This window comes from Natrinema pallidum DSM 3751, from assembly GCF_000337615.1.
Taxonomy (GTDB): Archaea; Halobacteriota; Halobacteria; order Halobacteriales; family Natrialbaceae; genus Natrinema; species Natrinema pallidum.
This window is the reverse complement of sequence record NZ_AOII01000037.1, coordinates 12,062-30,951: the sequence shown is the minus strand read 5'-3', so window position 1 is coordinate 30,951 and position 18,890 is coordinate 12,062. Positions and strand designations below refer to the sequence as shown.

19 protein-coding genes are annotated in these 18,890 nt (G+C 65.4%); 15 read left to right on the top strand and 4 right to left on the bottom strand.

Translation table 11 applies throughout. From position 1 onward, the window contains the following. Positions 1-21: 21 nt before the first annotated feature. The gene (tmcA, locus tag C487_RS05300; RefSeq protein WP_006184661.1) at positions 22-2,310 is read right to left on the bottom strand and encodes a tRNA(Met) cytidine acetyltransferase TmcA; all 2,289 of its coding nucleotides are present in this window, start codon (positions 2,308-2,310) and stop codon (positions 22-24) included. Positions 2,311-2,663: 353 nt separating this feature from the next. On the opposite strand from tmcA, the gene C487_RS05295 reads away from it, so the two are divergent. The 7 genes from C487_RS05295 to sod all read left to right on the top strand — a co-directional run bounded on the left by C487_RS05295 (position 2,664) and on the right by sod (position 7,658). Further along, entirely contained in the window at positions 2,664-4,262 is a 1,599-nt protein-coding gene (locus C487_RS05295) for an oleate hydratase (RefSeq protein ID WP_006184660.1), read from the top strand. Between the two features lie 323 nt (positions 4,263-4,585). Further along, positions 4,586-4,948: a 50S ribosomal protein L7Ae gene (gene rpl7ae / locus C487_RS05290; protein ID WP_006184659.1), complete on the top strand. Its 363-nt coding sequence runs from the start codon at positions 4,586-4,588 to the stop codon at positions 4,946-4,948. An 11-nt stretch (positions 4,949-4,959) separates the two neighbouring features. Further along, on the top strand, positions 4,960-5,184 hold the full coding sequence (locus C487_RS05285; RefSeq protein ID WP_006184658.1) for a 30S ribosomal protein S28e: 225 nt from the start codon (positions 4,960-4,962) through the stop codon (positions 5,182-5,184). Then, positions 5,184-5,519, top strand: coding sequence for a 50S ribosomal protein L24e (locus C487_RS05280; protein ID WP_006184657.1), 336 nt, complete (start codon positions 5,184-5,186; stop codon positions 5,517-5,519). The genes C487_RS05285 and C487_RS05280 overlap by 1 nt, the downstream gene beginning before the upstream one ends. After that, positions 5,516-5,980 (top strand): nucleoside-diphosphate kinase, encoded by a 465-nt coding sequence (gene ndk / locus C487_RS05275; protein WP_006184656.1) that lies wholly within the window; start codon positions 5,516-5,518, stop codon positions 5,978-5,980. Before C487_RS05280 ends, ndk begins: the two co-directional genes overlap by 4 nt. A 459-nt stretch (positions 5,981-6,439) precedes the next feature. Continuing rightward, positions 6,440-6,847, top strand: a complete 408-nt coding sequence (locus tag C487_RS05270) for a DUF7344 domain-containing protein (RefSeq protein ID WP_006184655.1) — start codon at positions 6,440-6,442, stop codon at positions 6,845-6,847. 208 nt (positions 6,848-7,055) lie between these two features. Beyond that, the gene (gene sod, locus C487_RS05265; RefSeq protein WP_006184654.1) at positions 7,056-7,658 is read left to right on the top strand and encodes a superoxide dismutase; all 603 of its coding nucleotides are present in this window, start codon (positions 7,056-7,058) and stop codon (positions 7,656-7,658) included. Positions 7,659-7,928: 270 nt separating this feature from the next. On the opposite strand, the gene C487_RS05260 is transcribed toward sod, so the two are convergent. After that, positions 7,929-8,615 carry an RNA ligase partner protein gene (locus tag C487_RS05260; protein WP_006184653.1) on the bottom strand — a complete coding sequence of 229 codons (687 nt, stop codon included), beginning with the start codon at positions 8,613-8,615 and terminating at the stop codon, positions 7,929-7,931. 132 nt (positions 8,616-8,747) lie between these two features. Between C487_RS05260 and C487_RS05255 the strand changes: the two genes are divergently transcribed. Next, positions 8,748-9,887: an RNA ligase gene (locus C487_RS05255; protein WP_006184652.1), complete on the top strand. Its 1,140-nt coding sequence runs from the start codon at positions 8,748-8,750 to the stop codon at positions 9,885-9,887. Positions 9,888-9,933: 46 nt separating this feature from the next. Here C487_RS05255 and C487_RS05250 read toward each other — a convergent pair whose 3' ends face one another. Together C487_RS05250 and C487_RS05245 are read right to left on the bottom strand one after the other, a co-directional pair. Next, positions 9,934-11,676 (bottom strand): histidine kinase N-terminal 7TM domain-containing protein, encoded by a 1,743-nt coding sequence (locus C487_RS05250; protein WP_006184651.1) that lies wholly within the window; start codon positions 11,674-11,676, stop codon positions 9,934-9,936. Between the two features lie 107 nt (positions 11,677-11,783). Then, entirely contained in the window at positions 11,784-12,950 is a 1,167-nt protein-coding gene (locus tag C487_RS05245) for a cystathionine gamma-synthase (RefSeq protein ID WP_006184650.1), read from the bottom strand. 161 nt (positions 12,951-13,111) lie between these two features. Here C487_RS05245 and C487_RS05240 point away from each other — a divergent pair, with 161 nt between their 5' ends. The 7 genes from C487_RS05240 to C487_RS05210 all read left to right on the top strand — a co-directional run bounded on the left by C487_RS05240 (position 13,112) and on the right by C487_RS05210 (position 18,849). Then, entirely contained in the window at positions 13,112-14,473 is a 1,362-nt protein-coding gene (locus C487_RS05240) for an MBL fold metallo-hydrolase (RefSeq protein ID WP_006184649.1), read from the top strand. 147 nt (positions 14,474-14,620) lie between these two features. Then, the gene (locus C487_RS05235; RefSeq protein WP_006184648.1) at positions 14,621-14,929 is read left to right on the top strand and encodes a 50S ribosomal protein L21e; all 309 of its coding nucleotides are present in this window, start codon (positions 14,621-14,623) and stop codon (positions 14,927-14,929) included. A gap of 7 nt (positions 14,930-14,936) precedes the next feature. Continuing rightward, a complete protein-coding gene (locus C487_RS05230) occupies positions 14,937-15,293 on the top strand; it encodes an RNA polymerase Rpb4 family protein (protein ID WP_006184647.1) in 357 nt (118 codons plus the stop codon). 119 nt (positions 15,294-15,412) lie between these two features. After that, positions 15,413-16,009 (top strand): DUF655 domain-containing protein, encoded by a 597-nt coding sequence (locus C487_RS05225; protein ID WP_006184646.1) that lies wholly within the window; start codon positions 15,413-15,415, stop codon positions 16,007-16,009. A gap of 165 nt (positions 16,010-16,174) precedes the next feature. Beyond that, positions 16,175-17,014, top strand: a complete 840-nt coding sequence (locus tag C487_RS05220) for a 16S ribosomal RNA methyltransferase A (protein WP_006184645.1) — start codon at positions 16,175-16,177, stop codon at positions 17,012-17,014. 105 nt (positions 17,015-17,119) lie between these two features. Further along, positions 17,120-18,280 (top strand): mechanosensitive ion channel family protein, encoded by a 1,161-nt coding sequence (locus C487_RS05215; RefSeq protein WP_006184644.1) that lies wholly within the window; start codon positions 17,120-17,122, stop codon positions 18,278-18,280. After that, positions 18,277-18,849, top strand: coding sequence for a HemK2/MTQ2 family protein methyltransferase (locus C487_RS05210; RefSeq protein ID WP_006184643.1), 573 nt, complete (start codon positions 18,277-18,279; stop codon positions 18,847-18,849). The genes C487_RS05215 and C487_RS05210 overlap by 4 nt, the downstream gene beginning before the upstream one ends. The last annotated feature ends 41 nt before the right edge of the window (positions 18,850-18,890 follow it).

Here is an 18,890-nt window from a genome sequence, read left to right as displayed (position 1 = left end):
AGTCGGGACGGCCGTGGCTGCTTACTCGTCGACGAAGCGCGCTCGCACCTCGAGCGCTGCGTCCGATCCGTAGCGGTCGACCAGCGGGCAGAACGCGTCGCCCAGCGCTCGCATACACTGGCCCGGCGAGTGGTACTCGAGGCGATCCGCGACCGTCTCCCAGCCGTGGCCCTGGAGGGCACGCAGGACGAGCAACCGCTCCTCGCGGTCGGTCAGGTCGACGGTGTCGGGATCGTCGACGAGGTAGCGGACGACGAGGTCCCTGAACGGCCCGGGATCGACGTCGAACAGTCCCGGGCCGTAGGCGGCACCCGCGATGACCCGCCACTCGTGGGCCGTCATCGAGAGCGACGGGCCGGCGTCGGCATCGGCGCTTCGGAGGAGCGCTCGAGCGACGTCCGGCGCGAGATCGTCGAGCGCGTCCGAACTGAGTGCAGCGAACCGGCGGACGAACCAGTCGGCGTGCCGGTCGTGGAGTGCCCCGCCCTCGTCGCTGGTCGGCGCGAGCATGAGCGCGGAGTACTCGCCGCTGGCGTCGTTACGCGTCGTCGAGACGTGGACCGTCCGATAGTCGTTCTCGCGCCAGAACTCGAGGAGGCCGGGCGTCGTGCCGAAGCCGGTCCCTAGCCAGTCGACGCCGGCAGGGCCGTCGCCGTCATCGCTCCCGGCGGCGAACTCCGCGCGGATGCGCTCGAGCAGGTGCGAGCCGAGCCCACGCGAGCGAGCCGCGTGGTGGGTTGCGATCCGGACGACGCGACGGCCGACGGGTTCGCTCGCCGCCTCGTCGCGCAACTGGCTCGTCAGCACGTCCGGGAGCATATTGCCGCGGACGCGGCCGCCCTCGTACATCATCGCGCGAGTGTCCGGGGACAGGCCACCCTCACGAGCGAGCAGGGCGACACTGACGACGTGGCCGTCGTGGAGTAACGCGCGCGCAGCGAGGTTGGGGGCGTCGAGCAGGCGCGCGAGGTCGTTCGGCTCGGTCCGGTAGTGGGCGAGGACGAGCAGGCCGAAGGCCTCCCGGAGCAGCCGCTCATCCGCGAGCAGCGCGTCCGGCTCGAGCCGTCGGTACTCGACCGTCTCGGGCGTCGCGTCGGTCACGAGCTGGTCGACCGGCGGCCGGGCGTCGAGCAACAGTGCGCGGAAGGCCCACGCTTCGACGGGATCGCCCGCCGCGTACCGGATCGGCTCGACCAGCGTACGGTCGGTCACCGCGTGCTCGCTCTCGGCGAGTCGATCCCGGAACCGGACGGAGAAGCCCCGTCCCGCGCCCTCGTAGCCGTGGATCGTCGTCGCGAAGGCGATCCGGTCGGCCGCGAGCAGCGACTCGAGCGTCGCGACCGGCAGTGCCGCGGCCTCGTCGACGATGACGATGTCGGCCGACTCGAGGATGTCGACGGCTGCGGTCGGCTCGCGGAATTCGATCGAACCGCCGGCGGCCGTCTCGATCCGACGGGAATCGACGGTCGCGGCGTCACCCTCGAGTCGCTCACAGAGCGCTCCCGCGCGATCGAACAGTTCCGCGGCGTTCCGGACGGCAGGAGCGGTTACCAGCACGTCCTCGCCGTCGAGGGCGAGCGCTCCCGCGGCCAGTCCCGCGGCGCTCGACTTCCCGCGGCCGCGATCGGCCTCGAGCACGACGGCCCGCTCGGTCCCGTGAAGCGACTCGAAGGCGGCGACGGCGGCGACCTGATCGGCCGTGAGACACGCCTCGTAGGCGGCGGTCGGAAACCGGTGGTCCGAGGGCGGAGTCGGGGGCTCCGTCGCCAGCCGCGGGGCCGGATCGGTGAGTCCGTCGGCCTCGCATCGGTCCCGTTCGAGGTCGACGATCGCGATGCCACGGTGGGCCCGCAGCGTCCGGACGAGACGGCGTTTGAATCGACCCGTAACGTCGTCCAGTTCGAACGGGGGGACGGCAAGCGAGTCGGCGAACGCACCGCGGCGCTCCGGCCACGCCTCGAGCGGCGGCGTCAGCAGGACGAGGAGGCCGCCGCCGTCGACCGCGCCGGTGACTTTGCCGAGCGCGTTCGGCTGGAGTTCGTCGTGACTGTCGACGGCGATGACGTCCCGCGTAGTCCCGAGAAGGTCGCTCGCGTCGACCTGTCGGCACTGTTCACACCGGAGTCGGTCCTCGGGACCGACGAGCGTCGTGCCGGTGATCGGAACCGGGAGGGCGTCGAGGATCGACTCGAGACGGTCGTAGCCGCGGTGCCGGCTCCCTGCAAGAACCAGCACCCGTCGCTCGTTGGCACGATCGGCTTCGGCCTGGAGCGCTCGCGCGAGTGAAACGGCGTCCGCATCCGCGTTCATAGGGTCGCTTTGTGTGCTCGCATATAATTACTCTCGTCTGTGGGACTCCCGCCGTCGGGGCCGTCGACGGCCGACGTGTCGACCACCGAGCCGGTGAAACGTTACGTGAGCCGCCTCGGGACTTGACCTCGAGGCACTCGCCTTGCTTATCGATAGAGACGCCGCCGGCTAGGACAGTCAAGTCCGAAAACATATAATTGATTTATGATTTCCGGAACGTGAGAATCACTGTCCGTGTTCAATACCGTTCGTATCAACTCGTTGAATGTGATTCGCAATGGACACCAATACGGAAGCGTACTGGCCATACAGACACACCGAGCCGACGGTCGAGAGCACGGAGGGCAAGTCGCATGAGTAACGACGGGACCCGACGGCAGGCCGGCTCCGACCGGGAGGCGTACTTCGTCGGCGGCGGGATTGCGTCCCTCGCCGGGGCCGCGTTCCTCGTTCGCGACAGCGAACTGCCGGGCGAGAACGTCCACGTACTGGAGAAACTGGACGTGATGGGCGGGGCACTCGACGGAGCCGGCTCGCCGGAGGACGGGTACGTCGTTCGCGGCGGCCGGATGTTCAACTTCCCGACGTACGAGTGTACGTGGGATCTGCTGGAGTCGATCCCGTCGCTCGAGGACCGGGAACGGTCGGTCAAAGACGTGATGGACGAGTTTAACGAAGCGAACCAGACGTACGCGGTCGCGCGATTGCTGGGCGACGACCAGGAGGTGCTCGACGTCTCGTCGTACGGGTTCGAAATGGACCATCGACTCTCGCTACTCCAGCTGGCGTTGACACCCGAGGCGCAACTGGGTGACACGCGGATCGAAGAGTGGTTTTCGGACTCGTTCTTCGAGACGCCGTTCTGGTACATCTGGGCCACGACGTTCGCCTTCCAGCCCTGGCACAGCGTCGCGGAGATGCGCCGGTACATGCACCGGTTCCTGCACGAGTTCCCCCGGCTGAACACCATGGGGGGAATCCATCGGACCAAGTACAACCAGTACGACTCGATGGTCCGACCCATTCGGCGGTGGCTGGAAGACCACGGCGTCGAATTCCGGGGCGGCTGTGAAGTGACTGACATGGATATCGTGCCCGGCCGCAAGGGCAAGACCGTCGAAACGATCCACTACGAGACGGATGGGGCCACCGAGACGATCGACGTCGACCCGACCGATCTCGTCTTCGTGACTAACGGCTCGATGACCGACGGCTCGGATCTCGGATCGATGACCGAAGCGCCCGAACTGAACACGACGGGGGCGTCGTTCGAACTGTGGAAGACCATCGTCGAGGACAACCCCGAGTTCGGGACACCGTCGGCGTTTGCCGACAACGTTCCGGAGACGAAGTGGCCGTCGTATACCGTCACGCTCCACGAGCCCGACCTGCTCGAGCACATCGTCGAGGTCACCGGCGAAGCGCCCGGAAACGGATTGATCACCTTCACCGAGTCGAACTGGTTGATGTCCATCGTCGTCGCGGCCCAGCCCCACTTCGCGGACCAGCCCGACGACGTGAAGGTCTTCTGGGGCTACGGACTGTTCCCCGAGGAGAAAGGGAATCACGTCGAGAAAAAGATGGAGCACTGTACCGGCGAGGAGATACTCGAGGAACTCTGTTATCACCTCGGCTACCTCGACGAACTCCCGTCCGTTCTCGAGGACGCGAACTGTATCCCCTGCAATATGCCGTTTATTACGAGCCAGTTCATGCCGCGGACCGCCGGCGACCGGCCGGACGTCGTCCCGCCGGGATCGAACAACCTGGCGTTTATCGGCCAGTTCGCCGAGCAGCCCCGGGACGTGGTGTTCACCGTCGAGTATTCGGTGCGGTCCGCGATGACTGCCGTCTACGACCTGCTGGACGTCGACCGGAAGGTTCCGCCGGTGAGCACGCATCAGTACGAACCCGACGTCCTCGTCGAAGCCGCGAAAGCCGCGTTCAGATAGTCACTGCAGGCCGATCGCTCGCCGGCAGCGTCGTCGGCGCGGAACCGTTTCGGCTGGATCGATCGAACACGACCGACCGAATCCTGTCAGTTCCCGGAACAGTACGCCGATCCGAACGGGTCCTGTCCGTGCGGATGTCTCTCACTTCGCCAGCCGTTTGAACACGCTTTTAAGGGGGGCAGCGCTATTCGAGTGTACACCCTACGCGGGGTTGATGATGCTCCTAGCTTCACAGGACTTCCGCCGGGATCGGCCCGGCACGGGTACCCAGTGCCCGGACGGCAGGGGAGCGCGAGCCCACGTGTAGGAGAGGTGAACAACCAATGTCAGTTTACGTAACCACCGACATCCCAGCCGACCTCGCCGACGACGCGCTTGAGGCGCTCGAGGTCGCACGAGACACCGGACGAGTAAAGAAAGGAACGAACGAAACCACGAAGGCGATCGAGCGCGGCAACGCCGAGCTCGTCTACGTCGCCGAGGACGTCTCCCCCGAGGAGATCGTCATGCATCTCCCCGAACTCGCCGAGGAGAAAGGCATTCCCGTCGTTTTCATCGAGACCCAGGACGACGTCGGCCACGCCGCCGGCCTCGAGGTCGGCTCGGCCGCCGCGGCGGTCGTCGACGCCGGTGAGGCAGCAGACGACGTCGAGGACATCGCCGACAAGGTCGAGGATCTCGACTGAGGTGATCAGAGATGAGTGCTGAAGAGGAAGAAAGCGGCTCTACGCCCGCCGAGGTCATCGAGGTCGTCGGCAAGACCGGCATGCACGGCGAAGCCATGCAGGTCAAATGCCGAATCAAGGAGGGCGAGAACCAGGGACGCATCATTACCCGTAACTGCCTCGGGCCGGTCCGCGAAGGGGACGTACTCCAACTTCGCGAGACCGCCCGCGAGGCCGACTCCATCGGAGGACAATAATGGTCGAGAAACGAACCTGCGACTACACGGGCGAAGAGATCGAACCCGGCACGGGCATCATGTACGTCAAAAACGACGGCACCGTGCTCCACTTCGTCGACTCCAAAGCGGAGAAAAACTACAAGCTCGGGCGCGAACCGCGCGATCTCGAGTGGACCGAAGAGGGTCGTCGCGGCAAGGGTCCCGCACAGGCGGACACGCCTGCCGACGAGGACGAGGACCTCGAGACGGAGGCCGACGCGGCCGACGACGAGGAAGAGACGCCCGCCGGTGACGAGACGGTCGACGAGACCGACGAAACCGAAGACGCCGAAACCGAGGCTGAAGAGGCATGAGCGATCACGAACGCACCTTCGTGATGGTCAAGCCCGACGCCTTCGCGCGCGGACTCGTGGGCGAAGTCGTCTCTCGACTCGAGGACCGCGGGCTCAAGCTCGTCGGCATCAAAGTCGAGAACATGCCCCGGGAACGGGCGGAAGAACACTACGGCGAACACGAGGACAAGCCGTTTTACGACGACCTCGTGGACTTCATCACCTCGGGACCAGTCGTCCCGATGGTCTGGGAGGGTCAGGACGCGACCCGCCAGGTCCGCCAGATGATCGGCGAGACCGACCCGCTCGAGGCTGCCCCCGGAACGATCCGGGGCGATTACGCGCTCGATCTCGGCCGGAACGTCGTGCACGCGGCCGACCACGAGGACGAGGGCGCGAACGAACGCGAAATCGCGATCCACTTCGACGACGACGAGCTGATCGACTACGAGCAGCACGACGCCGAGTGGCTCTACGAGTAACGCCGCCGCAGTAGCGGCCTCCCCGCTCGAGCGGCAACCCGCCCGCGGGACGACGAGGCCGAGTCGGTTTATCGGTCCGTCTTTATCGACTCACTTCGAGAGTGCCAACAGAACGTACAGTCGCCTCTCTCGGTCGGGTGTCTGCGCTCGTCTCGCGTTCGGAGCCGCAGCGCCATCTGCGAACGGCCGGTCGGATGCCGGCGTTCCGGGCCGCGTCAGTGCGGCGGTCGGATGAAACAACGGCTCGACAACCCCAATCGAACGGGGCATTACCGCCGCAACGGCCTTCAGCGCCGGTCGTTCGAAGACGAGAGCGGAGCGACCTGGGAGTTATAATCTAAACTATTGCGCACGAATAGAACACAGGTATTTTTCTAGGGAGACGTAAGGCCTAATGTGTCGGCTATTGAAACCACTCATGGTGGTTTCGAATGGTAACACACGGTAGGTGGTTCGTGGATGCGTGAACAGGAGGGAGCGACCGCGTTGACGGCGGCCGTACCGCCGTCGCTGGACCTCGTTTTCGACTTGCTTTCGAACAGTCGGCGGCGATACGTCCTCTACGACCTCAACGACCGGCCGGACGGCGTCGCAACGATCGAAAACCTCACCGAAAACGTCATCGCCCTCGAGGAGGCGACGGCATGTGACACCGCCGATGGGGAGTCGACCACGGGTTCGACGGCCGACTCGGATGCGACGGATCAGCGAACGGGAGTGCAACTGGAACTCCAGCACGTCCACCTGCCGAAACTCGAGGACGCGGGGGTCCTCGAACACGACCGACGGAGCGAGACGGTTCGGTACTGGACCCAACCGTCGCTGGAAGAGTGGCTCGAGCACGCCCACCACAAGGAGTTCGAGTGAGTCGGGGACGGAACTGTTACGCACGCTTGCGCGACGGAAGCACAGTATGAGGTCGTTGCTGAAAGGTTTAATACGCAGTTCGTAGTGGGTTCACTGAAGTGTCGGGAACCCACGAGACAGGACGGCCATGCATTTATGGGGTGTGATATCGTCTCACTCCTCAAAACTTAACAGGCGAGATACCGATACGGAACGTGAGGTGCATACTATGACTGATCACGAACTTCCACCACTCCCGTACGATTACGATGCGCTCGAACCGGCACTGTCCGAACAGGTACTGACCTGGCATCACGATACGCACCACCAGGGCTACGTCAACGGCCTCAACGCCGCCGAGGAGACGCTCGCGGAGAACCGCGAGGAGAATGACTTCGGCTCGACGCCCGGAGCCCTCAAAAACGTCACTCACAACGGCTGTGGTCACTATCTCCACACGCTGTTCTGGGAGAACATGTCCCCCAACGGCGGCGGCGAGCCGGACGGCGACCTCGCCGACCGCATCGAAGAGGACTTCGGGTCCTACGAGGGCTGGAAGGGCGAGTTCGAGGCCGCTGCCGGTGCCGCCGGTGGCTGGGCACTGCTGGTGTACGATCCGGTTTCGAAGCAACTTCGCAACGTCGCGGTCGACAAGCACGACCAGGGCGCGCTCTGGGGCGCACATCCAGTGCTCGCGCTGGACGTCTGGGAGCACTCCTACTACTACGATTACGGTCCGGACCGCGGGGACTTCATCGACGCCTTCTTCGACGTCGTCAACTGGGAGAAGGCCGAAGAGGAGTACCAGACCTGCCTCGACCACTTCGAGTAGCTCGCCGGCAACAGCGACGAGCCAGTTGATCGCGCCTTTTTATCGCCGGGTCTCACGAAGACTGTCGGTTGCTCCGCTGAGTTACCCGTAGAGGGAACGACCCCCTACCCAATATTGTCGCTGCGGACGGCAGCGTCGGCGACGGCCGGGAATCGGGACAGCAGCGACCCTCGAGCGTCAAGACGGAGAGGGGACAGCGAGGCGTTCCGGCCGACCACGACGGCCCGCACCCGCCACGTGGCGCGGGGTCGTCGCTCGTGGAAATATAACTCACGCCTCGTCCTCGACGCCGGCCGCGCGCAGGTACTCCTCGAGCAGCGTCGGGAACTGCCCGCCCCGGACGTAGCGCAGGCCGAACTCGTCGGCCCAGGAGATGATCCCCCGATCCTCAGTGACGACGCCGGCGTCGAGTTCGCGAGCGAGGATCAGGAGGTCGAAGTCCTCACGGGAGTCGAGGACGCCCTGGCGGAGCGCGCTGCGGTACTTGTCACGCATATCCGAGAGGATGCGGTCGGCGTCGGTCATGTACTCCTCGCGGCCGTCGTCGTTCGACCCGCCGGCGAGCGCCTCGGGATCGAGTTGTTCGACCTCGCGGATCGCCTTCTCCGAGACGCGGAGACCGCGGTCGACCCGATCGCTCATCTCGTCGATGAAGTCGTAGACGATGTCCGCCGGGATCGTGACGCCGTACCGGTCCGGGCTCTTGCGGACGACCCACGTGTCGAGCCGCGAGAACACCGCCTCGTCGACGGCGCGTTCGCGTAACATCGTCGCGAGTTCGTCGTGAATCGACGGCGGCACGTAACAGGAGATGTTGAGTTCGAGCCGCGCGGTCGCGATACGTTCGAGTAACCGGACGACGGCGTCCTCGAGCGAGTCGTCGTCCCGCCGGATCTCCTCGGTGATGAACAGCGACGTGTCGAGGACGAACTGTTGGCGCGGCAGTTCCCCGGGCATGGTCGGACGTTGCACGGGGCGCTACATAGGTCTCGTCCCGGCGACCGGCTCTCGGCCGGTGTGACCGATCGTCTCCGCAACCGATCGACACCCGGCCCGGTGTTTTTTACCGGGAACGTGGTCGAACGACGCATGGACCGCGAGGACTACCTCGAGCGGCTCGGGGCCACCACCGACGAGCCCGCTGACCTCTTCGAACACTTCGAGCAGCGGTCGGTGGGCGGTCGGACCCACCACGTGCTGACCGCCGCCCGCCACGGCGTCGAGCGCGGAACGGTCATCGTCGAGGAGAGCGACGCCGTCGTCCGCGGCTATCCAAGCATTCCGCGGGTCCTCGTGCTCGAGCCCGGTATCCCCTCGTTCTTCCAGGGGACCGATAGCGTCGCCATCGAGGAGAAATTGGACGGGTTCAACGTCCGCATCGCGGTCGCCGGAGACGACGGTGATGCTCCCCTTGCGTTCACTAGGGGCGGCTACGTCTGTCCGTATACGACGGCACGAGCGCGCGACCGGCTTCCGTTGGCTGCTTTCTTCGCGGAGCATCCGACGAAAGTCCTCTGTACCGAGCTGATCGGGCCGGAGACGCCCTACACGAGCCACGACTACGAGGACATCGACTCCCACGAGTTTCGGGTGTTCGACGTTCGGGACCGGGAGTCCGGCGATCCCGTTCCCGTGGCCGACCGACGGACCCTCTGTGCGGAGTACAGCGTCGGCCAGCCGCGGTGGTTCGGGCGCTCGGAGCCGTCCGCCGCCGTGGAGACGGTGCGAGACGCCATCGACGAACTCGATGCGGCGGGACGGGAGGGCGTCGTCGTCAAATCGGCGGACGGCGAGTCGATGATCAAGTACACGACGGAGTCCCACCATCACGCGGAACTCGCCTACGCGTTCTCGCTCCCCTTCGAACACGGCCGGGACTTCGTCTTCTCCCGGATCGTTCGTGACGCGTTTCAGGCCGTCGAATCGGGCGACTCCGACGACCGACTCCGTGAGCGAGCGCGAGACCTCGGCGAATCGATCCTCCACCCGATGGTCTCGACCATTCGCGACGTTCGAGACGGCGATCAGGTCGGGGAACGCCATACCGTCAGGGGCGACCCCGACGCGATCGACGCGCTGTTCGAGCACCTAGACGACCAGTCGCTGACGATCGACCGTCGGTTCGACCGCCGCGAGGACGACGAGCGCGTCGTCGCGTTCGTGAAAGTGGCCGAATCGAGCCGAGACCGGATTCAGTACTATCTGGACGGTGGCACCCGCGACGAGTGACGGAACCGACTCCGCTTCGTGAGGAATCCAGCGAGTCCGCGACCGGTTAGGGCTCTACCGAGTCGGACTCGAGGTCGGGTTCCGAACCGCCGTTCGAGGCCGGCGCGTCCGCGGTCGTCTCGACGCCGCGGAACTCGAATCGGGCACCGCCGGTCTCGCTTTCGGTGACGGATGCGGTCCACTCGTGGGCCGTCGCGATCTCGGAGACGATCGAGAGCCCGAGCCCCGTTCCGTCCTCGTCGGTCGTGTAGCCCCCCTCGAAGACGTGCTCGCGCTTGGCTGGTGGAATCCCGACGCCGTCGTCCGCGACGTAAAACCCCGTGACCGAGCCGCCGGGCGCGTCTGCGAGCGTTCCCACCGTGATTTCGAGGTCGGCACTGTCTCCACGCTCGCTTCCGTGCTCGATCGCATTGCGAAACAGGTTCTCGAGCAGTCGCGTGGTCCGCTCGGGATCGGCAAGAACCGTGACGTCGGCGTCGATCGTGATCGACGTCGCGCCGGTATCGACGCCGCTCCACGCCCGGCCGGCGATGGCAGCCAGCGCGACCGGCTCCGGATCGGTCACGTCTGCCCCCTCGCGAGCGAGCGTGAGGACGTCCTCGATGATGGTTTCCATCCGGTCGTGGGACTGCTCGATTTCCGCCAGATACGCCGCGTCGTCGTCGGCTTCCCGAGCGAGGTCGAGGTAGCCGTTCGCGACGTTCAAGGGATTGCGAAGATCGTGGGAGACCAGGTCGGCGAACTGCTCGAGGCGCTCGTTCTGTCGCTCGAGTTGTGCTTCCCGACGCTTGCGGTCCGTAATGTCTCGGATCATAACGAGCCAGCCGACCTGACGGTCGCGGCCGTCCTCGATCGGCGTCGTCCGGACGTGATAGTGCCCGTCACTGAGTTCGAACTCGCGGTCGCCCCGCGTCGGCGTGGCGGTCAGGTCCCGGTAGCCCTCCCTGAGTTCGGGACGATCGGCCAGCAGCGCGTCGATGTCCGCCCCGATCGGGGACGAGTCGATGTCCTCGAGCAGGTCCCGGCCGACGGGGTTCAGATCGATCAACCGTTCCTGCTCGTCGACGACGAAGACGGCGTCCGAAACGGTCGCCAGCACGCGGTCGCGAGCGATCGGGACGATATCGGTCAGCCGGTAGCGCGTGATCGCGACCGCGTACAGGGCCCCGGTCACGAGGAACCCGACCGGCGAGACCTCGACATCGACGGGGCCGAAGACGTAGAGGGCGTTCGCGGCCCAGGCCGCGACCGTCCCGACGACCAGCGTGGCGGTCTGGCCCCGGTAGAGGGACTGCGAACGATAGAGGAGGCCGACGATCAACACCGTGGCGACGGTCAGAATCGCGTAGGCGTAGACCACGTGTGCCCAGAACACGATCCCCCACTCGACGGTGCCGTCGACCACGGTGAAGAACCGCTGTCCGGGATTCACGGCGATGAAGGCGAGTACCAGTAGCGGCTCGATCGAGAGTATCGCGATCGTCGACGGCCTGACAAACTGTTCCCGTCCGGTATACTCGAGCGTGAACACGAGCAGTGTCAGCAGATACAGTCCGACGCCGAGAAAGAGGCTCACCAACAGTGCGTGGGCGAGGGCGCTCTCCGGGTCGACGGCCGTTCTGGCCAACAGCGATGCGGCCCACAGCCCCGTCGCCAGGACGTTCACGAGTAACGGGATCGCGCCGATCCGCTCGCGGTGTCGGTAGAGGACGGCGGCGAGCACGAGGCTATTGACGGCGACGATCGCGTAGATTGCCTGAATGAGGTCGATTCCCGTCCCGAGGACCATGGATAAACTCGAAGGTCAACCATGTAAAGTTCACTGGCCGTTTGGACGGGCACGCGGCTGGATTTCGGCCGTCGGGACCCCGGAGATGGCCGGCGTCGGTCGCTCGGTTACGCCAGAACGGCGTCGATCGCGCTTTCGAGGTCGGCGATCAGGTCGTCGACGTGCTCGATGCCGACGCTCGCACGGATCAGGCTGTCCGTGAGTCCGGCCTCGATGCGCTCCTCGCGGGGAATCGCGGCGTGGGTCATCGGTGCGGGCTGTTCGATCAGGCTCTCGACCCCGCCGAGGCTCTCCGCGAGCGTGAACACCTCGGTGTTCGAGACGACCTCGCTCGCTTCCTCAAGGGTCGCGTCGAGTTCGAAACTCAACATGCCGCCGAAGTCGTCCATCTGTTCGGCGGCGATCTCGTGGCCGGGGTGGGACTCGAGGCCCGGGTAGTAGACCCGCTCGACGTCGGGATGATCGTCGAGCCACTCGGCGATCGCGCGGGCGTTCTCGCAGTGGCGGTCCATGCGGACGGGCAGGGTCTTGGTGCCTCGGAGGACGAGGAAGGATTCGAATGGGCCGGGCGTCGCGCCGACGGAATTCTGGTAGAAGCCGAACCGTTCGTCTAACTCCTCGTCGTTCGTCAGGAGCGCGCCGCCGACCACGTCCGAGTGGCCCCCGAGGTACTTGGTCAGCGAGTGGGAGACGATGTCCGCCCCGAGGTCGAGCGGCCGCTGGAGATACGGCGTCGCGAAGGTGTTGTCGATCGCACAGAGCGCGTCGTTGTCGTGGGCGATCTCGGCCGCGCCCGCGATATCGACGATCGACATGAGCGGGTTCGTCGGCGTCTCGAGCCAGAGCAGTGCCGTCTCCTCGCGAAACGCCGCGTCGATCTCGTCGAGGTCGGTCATATCGACGAACGAGAACTCGATATCGTAGTCCTCGTAGACCTGTGTGAAGATGCGGTGGGTGCCGCCGTAGACGTCGTTGCCGGTGATGACGTGGTCGCCGGCCTCGAGCAGATTGAGGACGGTGTTGATCGCGGCCATCCCGCTGGCGAACGCCCGGCCGTACTCGGCGTGTTCCAGGCTCGCGAGGTTCGCCTCGAGGTCCGTTCGGGTCGGGTTGCCGGTCCGGGAGTACTCGTAGCCACGATGTGCGCCAGGGGCGTCCTGTTTATAGGTCGAGTTGGCGTGGATCGGGGTCATCAGCGCGCCGGTTTCCTCGTCCGGGTTCTGGCCGGCGTGGATCGATCTGGTCTCGATTCGTCGGTCGGAGTCGTCGTCCATACCGACCCCAACGAAATCGAGCGGGGTTACTCTTGCTCTCTCGGCCGAGGCATCGACGGTCCCGCCGGCGGCTCGACTCCGTTCGTTCTCGACGGCGGATTCGTTCTCAGACTGTGTAGCTCCTGCGAGCGTATATCCGTCCGATTGTCATTTCAAGCCATATGCGCGTTCGGCACATCAAATCGTCAACCGTTCTCGTCGAATCGGAAGACACGGCAGTCCTCTGTGACCCCTGGATCGTCGACGGCGCGTTCTACGGTGCCTGGGCACACTATCCGCCAGTCGAACTCGACCCCGAAGACCTCAATCACGTCGATTACATCTACATCTCGCACATTCATCCGGATCACTGTCATCGGGCGACGCTCGAGCGCCTCGACTCCGACATTCCGGTTCTGATACACGACTACAACTGGGACTTCCTCAAACACAACGTCGAAGCGGCCGGGTTCGGCGTCCGCGAACTCCCACACGACGAGCGGGTTCACCTCGGCGGGGACCTGTACGTGAACGTGCTCGCGTCGGACGACTGCGACCCCGAGGTTTGTGGGAACCACTTTGCCTGTCCGTGGATGGCCGAGGACGCGAGCACGCAGGGGATCGACGGCTCGACGCAGATCGACTCCATGGCGGTCTTCGACGACGGCGAGCACACCGTCCTCAATCTGAACGACTGTCGCTGGCCGATGTCCCGACACGCCGCCGGCCGCGTGAAACAGCAGTACGGCGAGATCGATCTCGCGATGCTGCAGTACACCTTCGCCGGCGGCTATCCGCAGGGCCGGATCGACTACTCCCACGAGAAACTGCTCGCCGAACGCGAGGAGCGCCGGCTCCAGTCGCTGGACAACGCCGTCGGCTTCCTCGAACTGCTCGAGCCCGACTACTACATGCCCTTCGCGGGGAGTTACACGCTCGCGGGCGACCTCGCGGACCTGAACGAGTACGTCGCGCGGTCGACGCGAACGCAGGCGCGGGACTACTTCGCGGAGGAGGACCGGGTCGACGACGACGCCGAGTGCGTGCTCCTCAACAGCGGCGACTGGTTCGATGTCGCCGCCGGCGAGCAATCCGACCCCTACGAGCCCGTCGATCCCGACGCGCGCCGGGAGTACATCGACACCGAACTGGCGGACCGGGAGTTCACCTACGAGTCGGATCCGATGCCGACGCCGGCGGAGTTCCGGGAGTACGTGCCCGCGGCCTACGAGAACTTCGACGCGAAGCGCCGCGAGATCGGGTTCGAGTCGGAGACCGAGGTCGTCCTCTCGCTGGTCGACGACCGCTACCTGCGGTTTACGGCCGACGGCGGCGAGCACGAAATCACCGACGGGCTCCCGGAGCGAACCGATCGGCGACGAGTCCGGATGGAGATGGACCCCCGGCTGACGCTGCGAATCCTGAAGGGACCGCGGCACGCCCACTTCAACAACGCCTACATCGGCTCGCATCTGGGGTTCTCGATCGAACCGGATGTCTACGAGCGGTCGCTGTTCTACGCGATGAGTTTCCTCCACGCGTGAGCGTCCCGGACCCGGACGTTCAGGAGGCGATACTCCGACTGCCCCTCCCGATATCGTGCGAGCGGCGTACGCCCAGCCCCCGACGGAATCCGGTGGGTGGAATACGTGTGTTTTATAACCGTCACCGGACAAAGCGGTCGTACGACTATGCCGAAATCTAATGGCCCTCGTCAGGGAACCCGGAGAAAGCTCGCGAACGATCCTCGAGACCGCGGTACCTCGCCGCCACAGCGTGCGATTCAGGAGTACGAGGAAGGGGAGAAAGTCCACCTGAAGATCGATCCGAGCACCCCGGACGGTCGCTTCCACCCGCGATTCGACGGTCGCACCGGTGAGGTCGTCGGGAAACAGGGCGACGCCTTCAAGGTCGAGATCGTCGACGGCGGGAAGGAGAAAACGCTGCTCGTGACCGCCGCCCACATGCGCGCACAGAACCAGGAAAAGAGCCGGATCTAACCGCAGGATGACGATCTTCAAAGAGATCGTCGACGAGGAGTTCCTGACGGTCTCGGAAACGAAGGAGCTGCTCGCCGACATCGAAGCCGAACGCGCGATGGACGAGGATCGCGAGCTGCGCTACGAGCTCGCGCGAGCGATCGAACACGCGAACCGATTCGCCGTCCTCGAGCCCGAGGAGGCCCAGGCGCTCGTCGACGACCTGCAGGACATCGAAAAGGTCGACGAACCGACGGCCTACAAGATCGCCAACCTGCTGCCGCGGGATCGGGACGAGCTCCGATCGGTGTACGCACAGCAGCGGTACTCGCTGTCGGGGGAGGAACTCGACGAGATTCTCAACGTCGTCGCCAAATACGCCTGAGACGACCGCCAGTCGAAACCGATCGACGGTTCGAGGGCGGACGCGACGGAACCCTTCGATGTTCGGTCGTCTGAAAGCGAGCCGACTCTTTAAGTACGCCGTCGCCGTAGCGTAAACCAATGAGCGAAGCCGATGGCGACGAGACGGACGTTCGGCGCGCGGTCGTGTTGGACTATCTGGCACACGGGCTGTCGGACGATGGCCGACCGCAGTACGCGAAGTCACCGGCGGGCTACGCTGTCGGGATCGAGGACTTCCAGCTCTATCAGGTCGCGTTCGACGAGGACGAGCGGCTCACGATCGGTAGCGAAGTCGTCGTCGAACCGCCCGCCGAGCGGGGGGTCGTCACCGAGTGCCACCGCGTCGAGTACGACGACCTCTCGTCGGGGGCCCAATCGGAACTCGAGTACGTCGTCGCCGACCTCGTCGAGGAGAACGAGGAGCGGTTCGTCGACTTCTACAACGACGCCCAACCGATCACGCTGCGACTCCACCAGCTGAACCTGCTGCCAGGGATCGGGAAGAAACTCCGCAACGGCATCCTCGACGAACGAAAGCGCAAGCCCTTCGAGAGTTTCGACGAGTTGTCCGAGCGCGTCTCGGGACTGCACGATCCCGACGAGATCCTCGTCGATCGCATTCTCGAGGAGCTTCGCGACGACGATCTGAAGTACCAGACGTTCGTGGGGCGACGCGAGCAGGAGCAGAATCAGTAACGCGATTCCAAGCCCGCGGAACGGCAGCGGGACGAGCCCGGAACCGACGGCAACCGTTAGCGTGGCTTTCGCAGGCGACTCGAACAGCCGCCGGGCACGGGTGCCCTGACGGACCGAGACGTCTGAGACGGTGCGTTTACACCGGGCCCGGCCGAAGCGTCGGCAATGAGAGATCCAGACGGACTGATCGCCCGGGCCGGCGTCCGCGGCGATCCGGACCGCGATCAACACTTCCTCGTCGACGACCGGGTGCTGGACCGCCTGCCGACCTATCTCGACGAAACCGACGCCGATACGAGCCACCTGCTCGAGATCGGCGGCGGAACGGGCGCGCTGACGGATCGACTGCTCGCGATCGGCGACGAGGTCACCGTCGTCGAGCGGGACCGCGACCTCGCCGCCTTTCTGCGCGAGGAGTTCGCCGGGGAGATCGACGCCGGGGAACTGACCGTCATCGAGGGTGACGCCCTCGAGGTCGACCTGCCCGACTTTACCGCATCGGTGTCGAACCTTCCCTACGGCGTCTCGAGCGAGATCGCGTTTCGACTCTTCCCCGAGAAGCAGCCGCTCGTCATGATGTTCCAACAGGAATTCGCCGAGCGGATGGTGGCCGACCCGGGCACCTCGGAGTACGGCCGGCTCTCGGTCTCGAGTCAGCACTACGCGGATGTCGAACTCGTCGAGTCGATCCCGAAGGAGGCGTTCTCGCCGCCGCCGGCGGTTCAGAGCGCGGTGGTTCGGGCGGTTCCGCGCGACCCCGACTACGCGGTCGAAAACGAGGCGTTCTTCCTGCGGTTCGTCAAGGCGCTGTTCACCCAGCGACGGAAGACGATCCGCAACGCCATCCGGAACACGGCACACATTTCCGGGCTCGCGGAGCCGGAGGCGGTCGTCGATGCGGCCGACGAGGACGTGTTGGGAAAGCGAGCCGGGGCGATGGCTCCCGCCGAGTTCGCCGCGCTGGCCCAACTCGCGAGAGACGTCGGCGAGCCCGCTGACGAGTAAGTCTCCCGCGGCTCCGAGAGGGACCGCTCGTTGGGGCCGTGAACGGAACGAACCAACCAACGGATACACAAAGCTGCGCTGCCGACGAACTCGAGAGACGAACGCATGCTCGGATTAGTGACGGGGTTCGACTGGTTGTCGGACCTGTTTCCGACGACGACCCTCAAAATCGCGGTGTCGGTCGGAGCGGTCGGCCTCGTCGTCGCCATGTTGCTCGCCTATCAGCGGATTCACGCGTGGGTGGCCGAGCGAGCGCGGCCGCTGTACGCCGACATCGTCGCGATGGCGCTGCTCATCAGCGCGTGTGCGGTCAGCACCGCCGTCGTCACGGGCGTGTGGGGTCGCGGCGACGAAATCCAACGGCTCTATACGGAACTCGATCCGGGCGGAGACGCCGTTCCGCGTGCTGTCTTTTCGTTCATTTTGCTCGTATTGACGGTCATCGTGACGCGGTTCGTCCGCCGGGTGATCGAGGAGGTAATGGACTCGACGGCGGCCGTCACCGAGCACCAGCGACAGGTCACCCACCGCCTCTCGCAGGTGATCATCTGGTCGGTCTCGCTCGTCGTGATCCTGGGCATCTGGATCGAAGACCTCGGGAGCCTGCTCGTCGGGGCCGGCTTCCTCGGGATCGTCCTCGGGATGGCCGCCAGACAGACGCTCGGCACCGTGCTCGCGGGGTTCGTGTTGATGTTCGCTCGCCCCTTCGAGATCGGTGACTGGATCGAGATCGAAGACGACGAGGGGATCGTCACCGACATCTCGATCGTCAACACCCGCGTCCGGTCGTTCGACGGCGAGTACATCATGATCCCCAACGACGTGATCGCCTCGAGTATGGTGACGAATCGCTCGAAGCGGGGCCGTCTGCGACTCGAGGTCGAGGTCGGCGTCGACTACGGGACGGACGTGGAACGGGCCGCCGACCTCGCCGAGGACGCGGTCGCCGACATAGACGAGGTGCTGTCCGCGCCGTCGCCGCAGGTCGTGGGGAAGTCCTTCGGTGACTCCGCGGTGGTGCTCGGCGTGCGGTTCTGGATCGACAAGCCGAGCGCCAGACGCTACTGGATGGCTCGAACCGCCGCGATCGATGCGATCAAGCGGACCTTCGAAGGCGAAGACATCAAGATCCCGTTCCCGCAGCGCGAACTCTCCGGGCGAGCCGAGAGCGGTGGGTTCCGGATCGCAGACGAGAGATCGGCATCCGACGGACGCGACGAGACAGGACGAGAACACCGTATGACGACACTGGAGGAGAACGAATGACGCTCGAGGAACGACGCGACGACCAACCGGACGTCTACCAGCCCGCCGAGGACTCCAAGCTGCTGGCCGAGGCAGCCTGCGAGCGCCTCGCGGGGAGCGAGACGGTGCTCGAGGTGGGCACCGGTTCGGGCTATATCGCCGCACGGATCGCCGACGAGACGGCCGCTCGGGTCGTCGCGTCGGACCTGAACCCACACGCCGTCCGCCAGGCTCGCACCGAGGGCGTCGAGACGGTCCGGGCGGATCTCGTCTCGCCGTTTCGAGACGGGGCGTTCGACGCGGTCGCATTCAATCCGCCGTATCTGCCGACCGATCCCGAAAACGAGTGGGACGACTGGATGGAGCACGCGCTCTCGGGGGGCGAGGACGGTCGGGCCGTCATCGATCCCTTCCTCGAGCGTGTCGGCCGCGTGCTCACACCTGACGGCGTCGTCTACCTGCTCGTGAGTAGCCTGACGGGGGTCGACGGGGTGGTCGAAGAGGCCGGCGACCACGGGTTCAGTGCCGTGGCCGTCGCCGACGAGTCGTTCCCCTTCGAGACGCTGACGGTGCTCGAGTTGCTTCGGTAAGCGATCACGAATTTTCGAGCGGTTCAGCCCGTTTTTCGCCA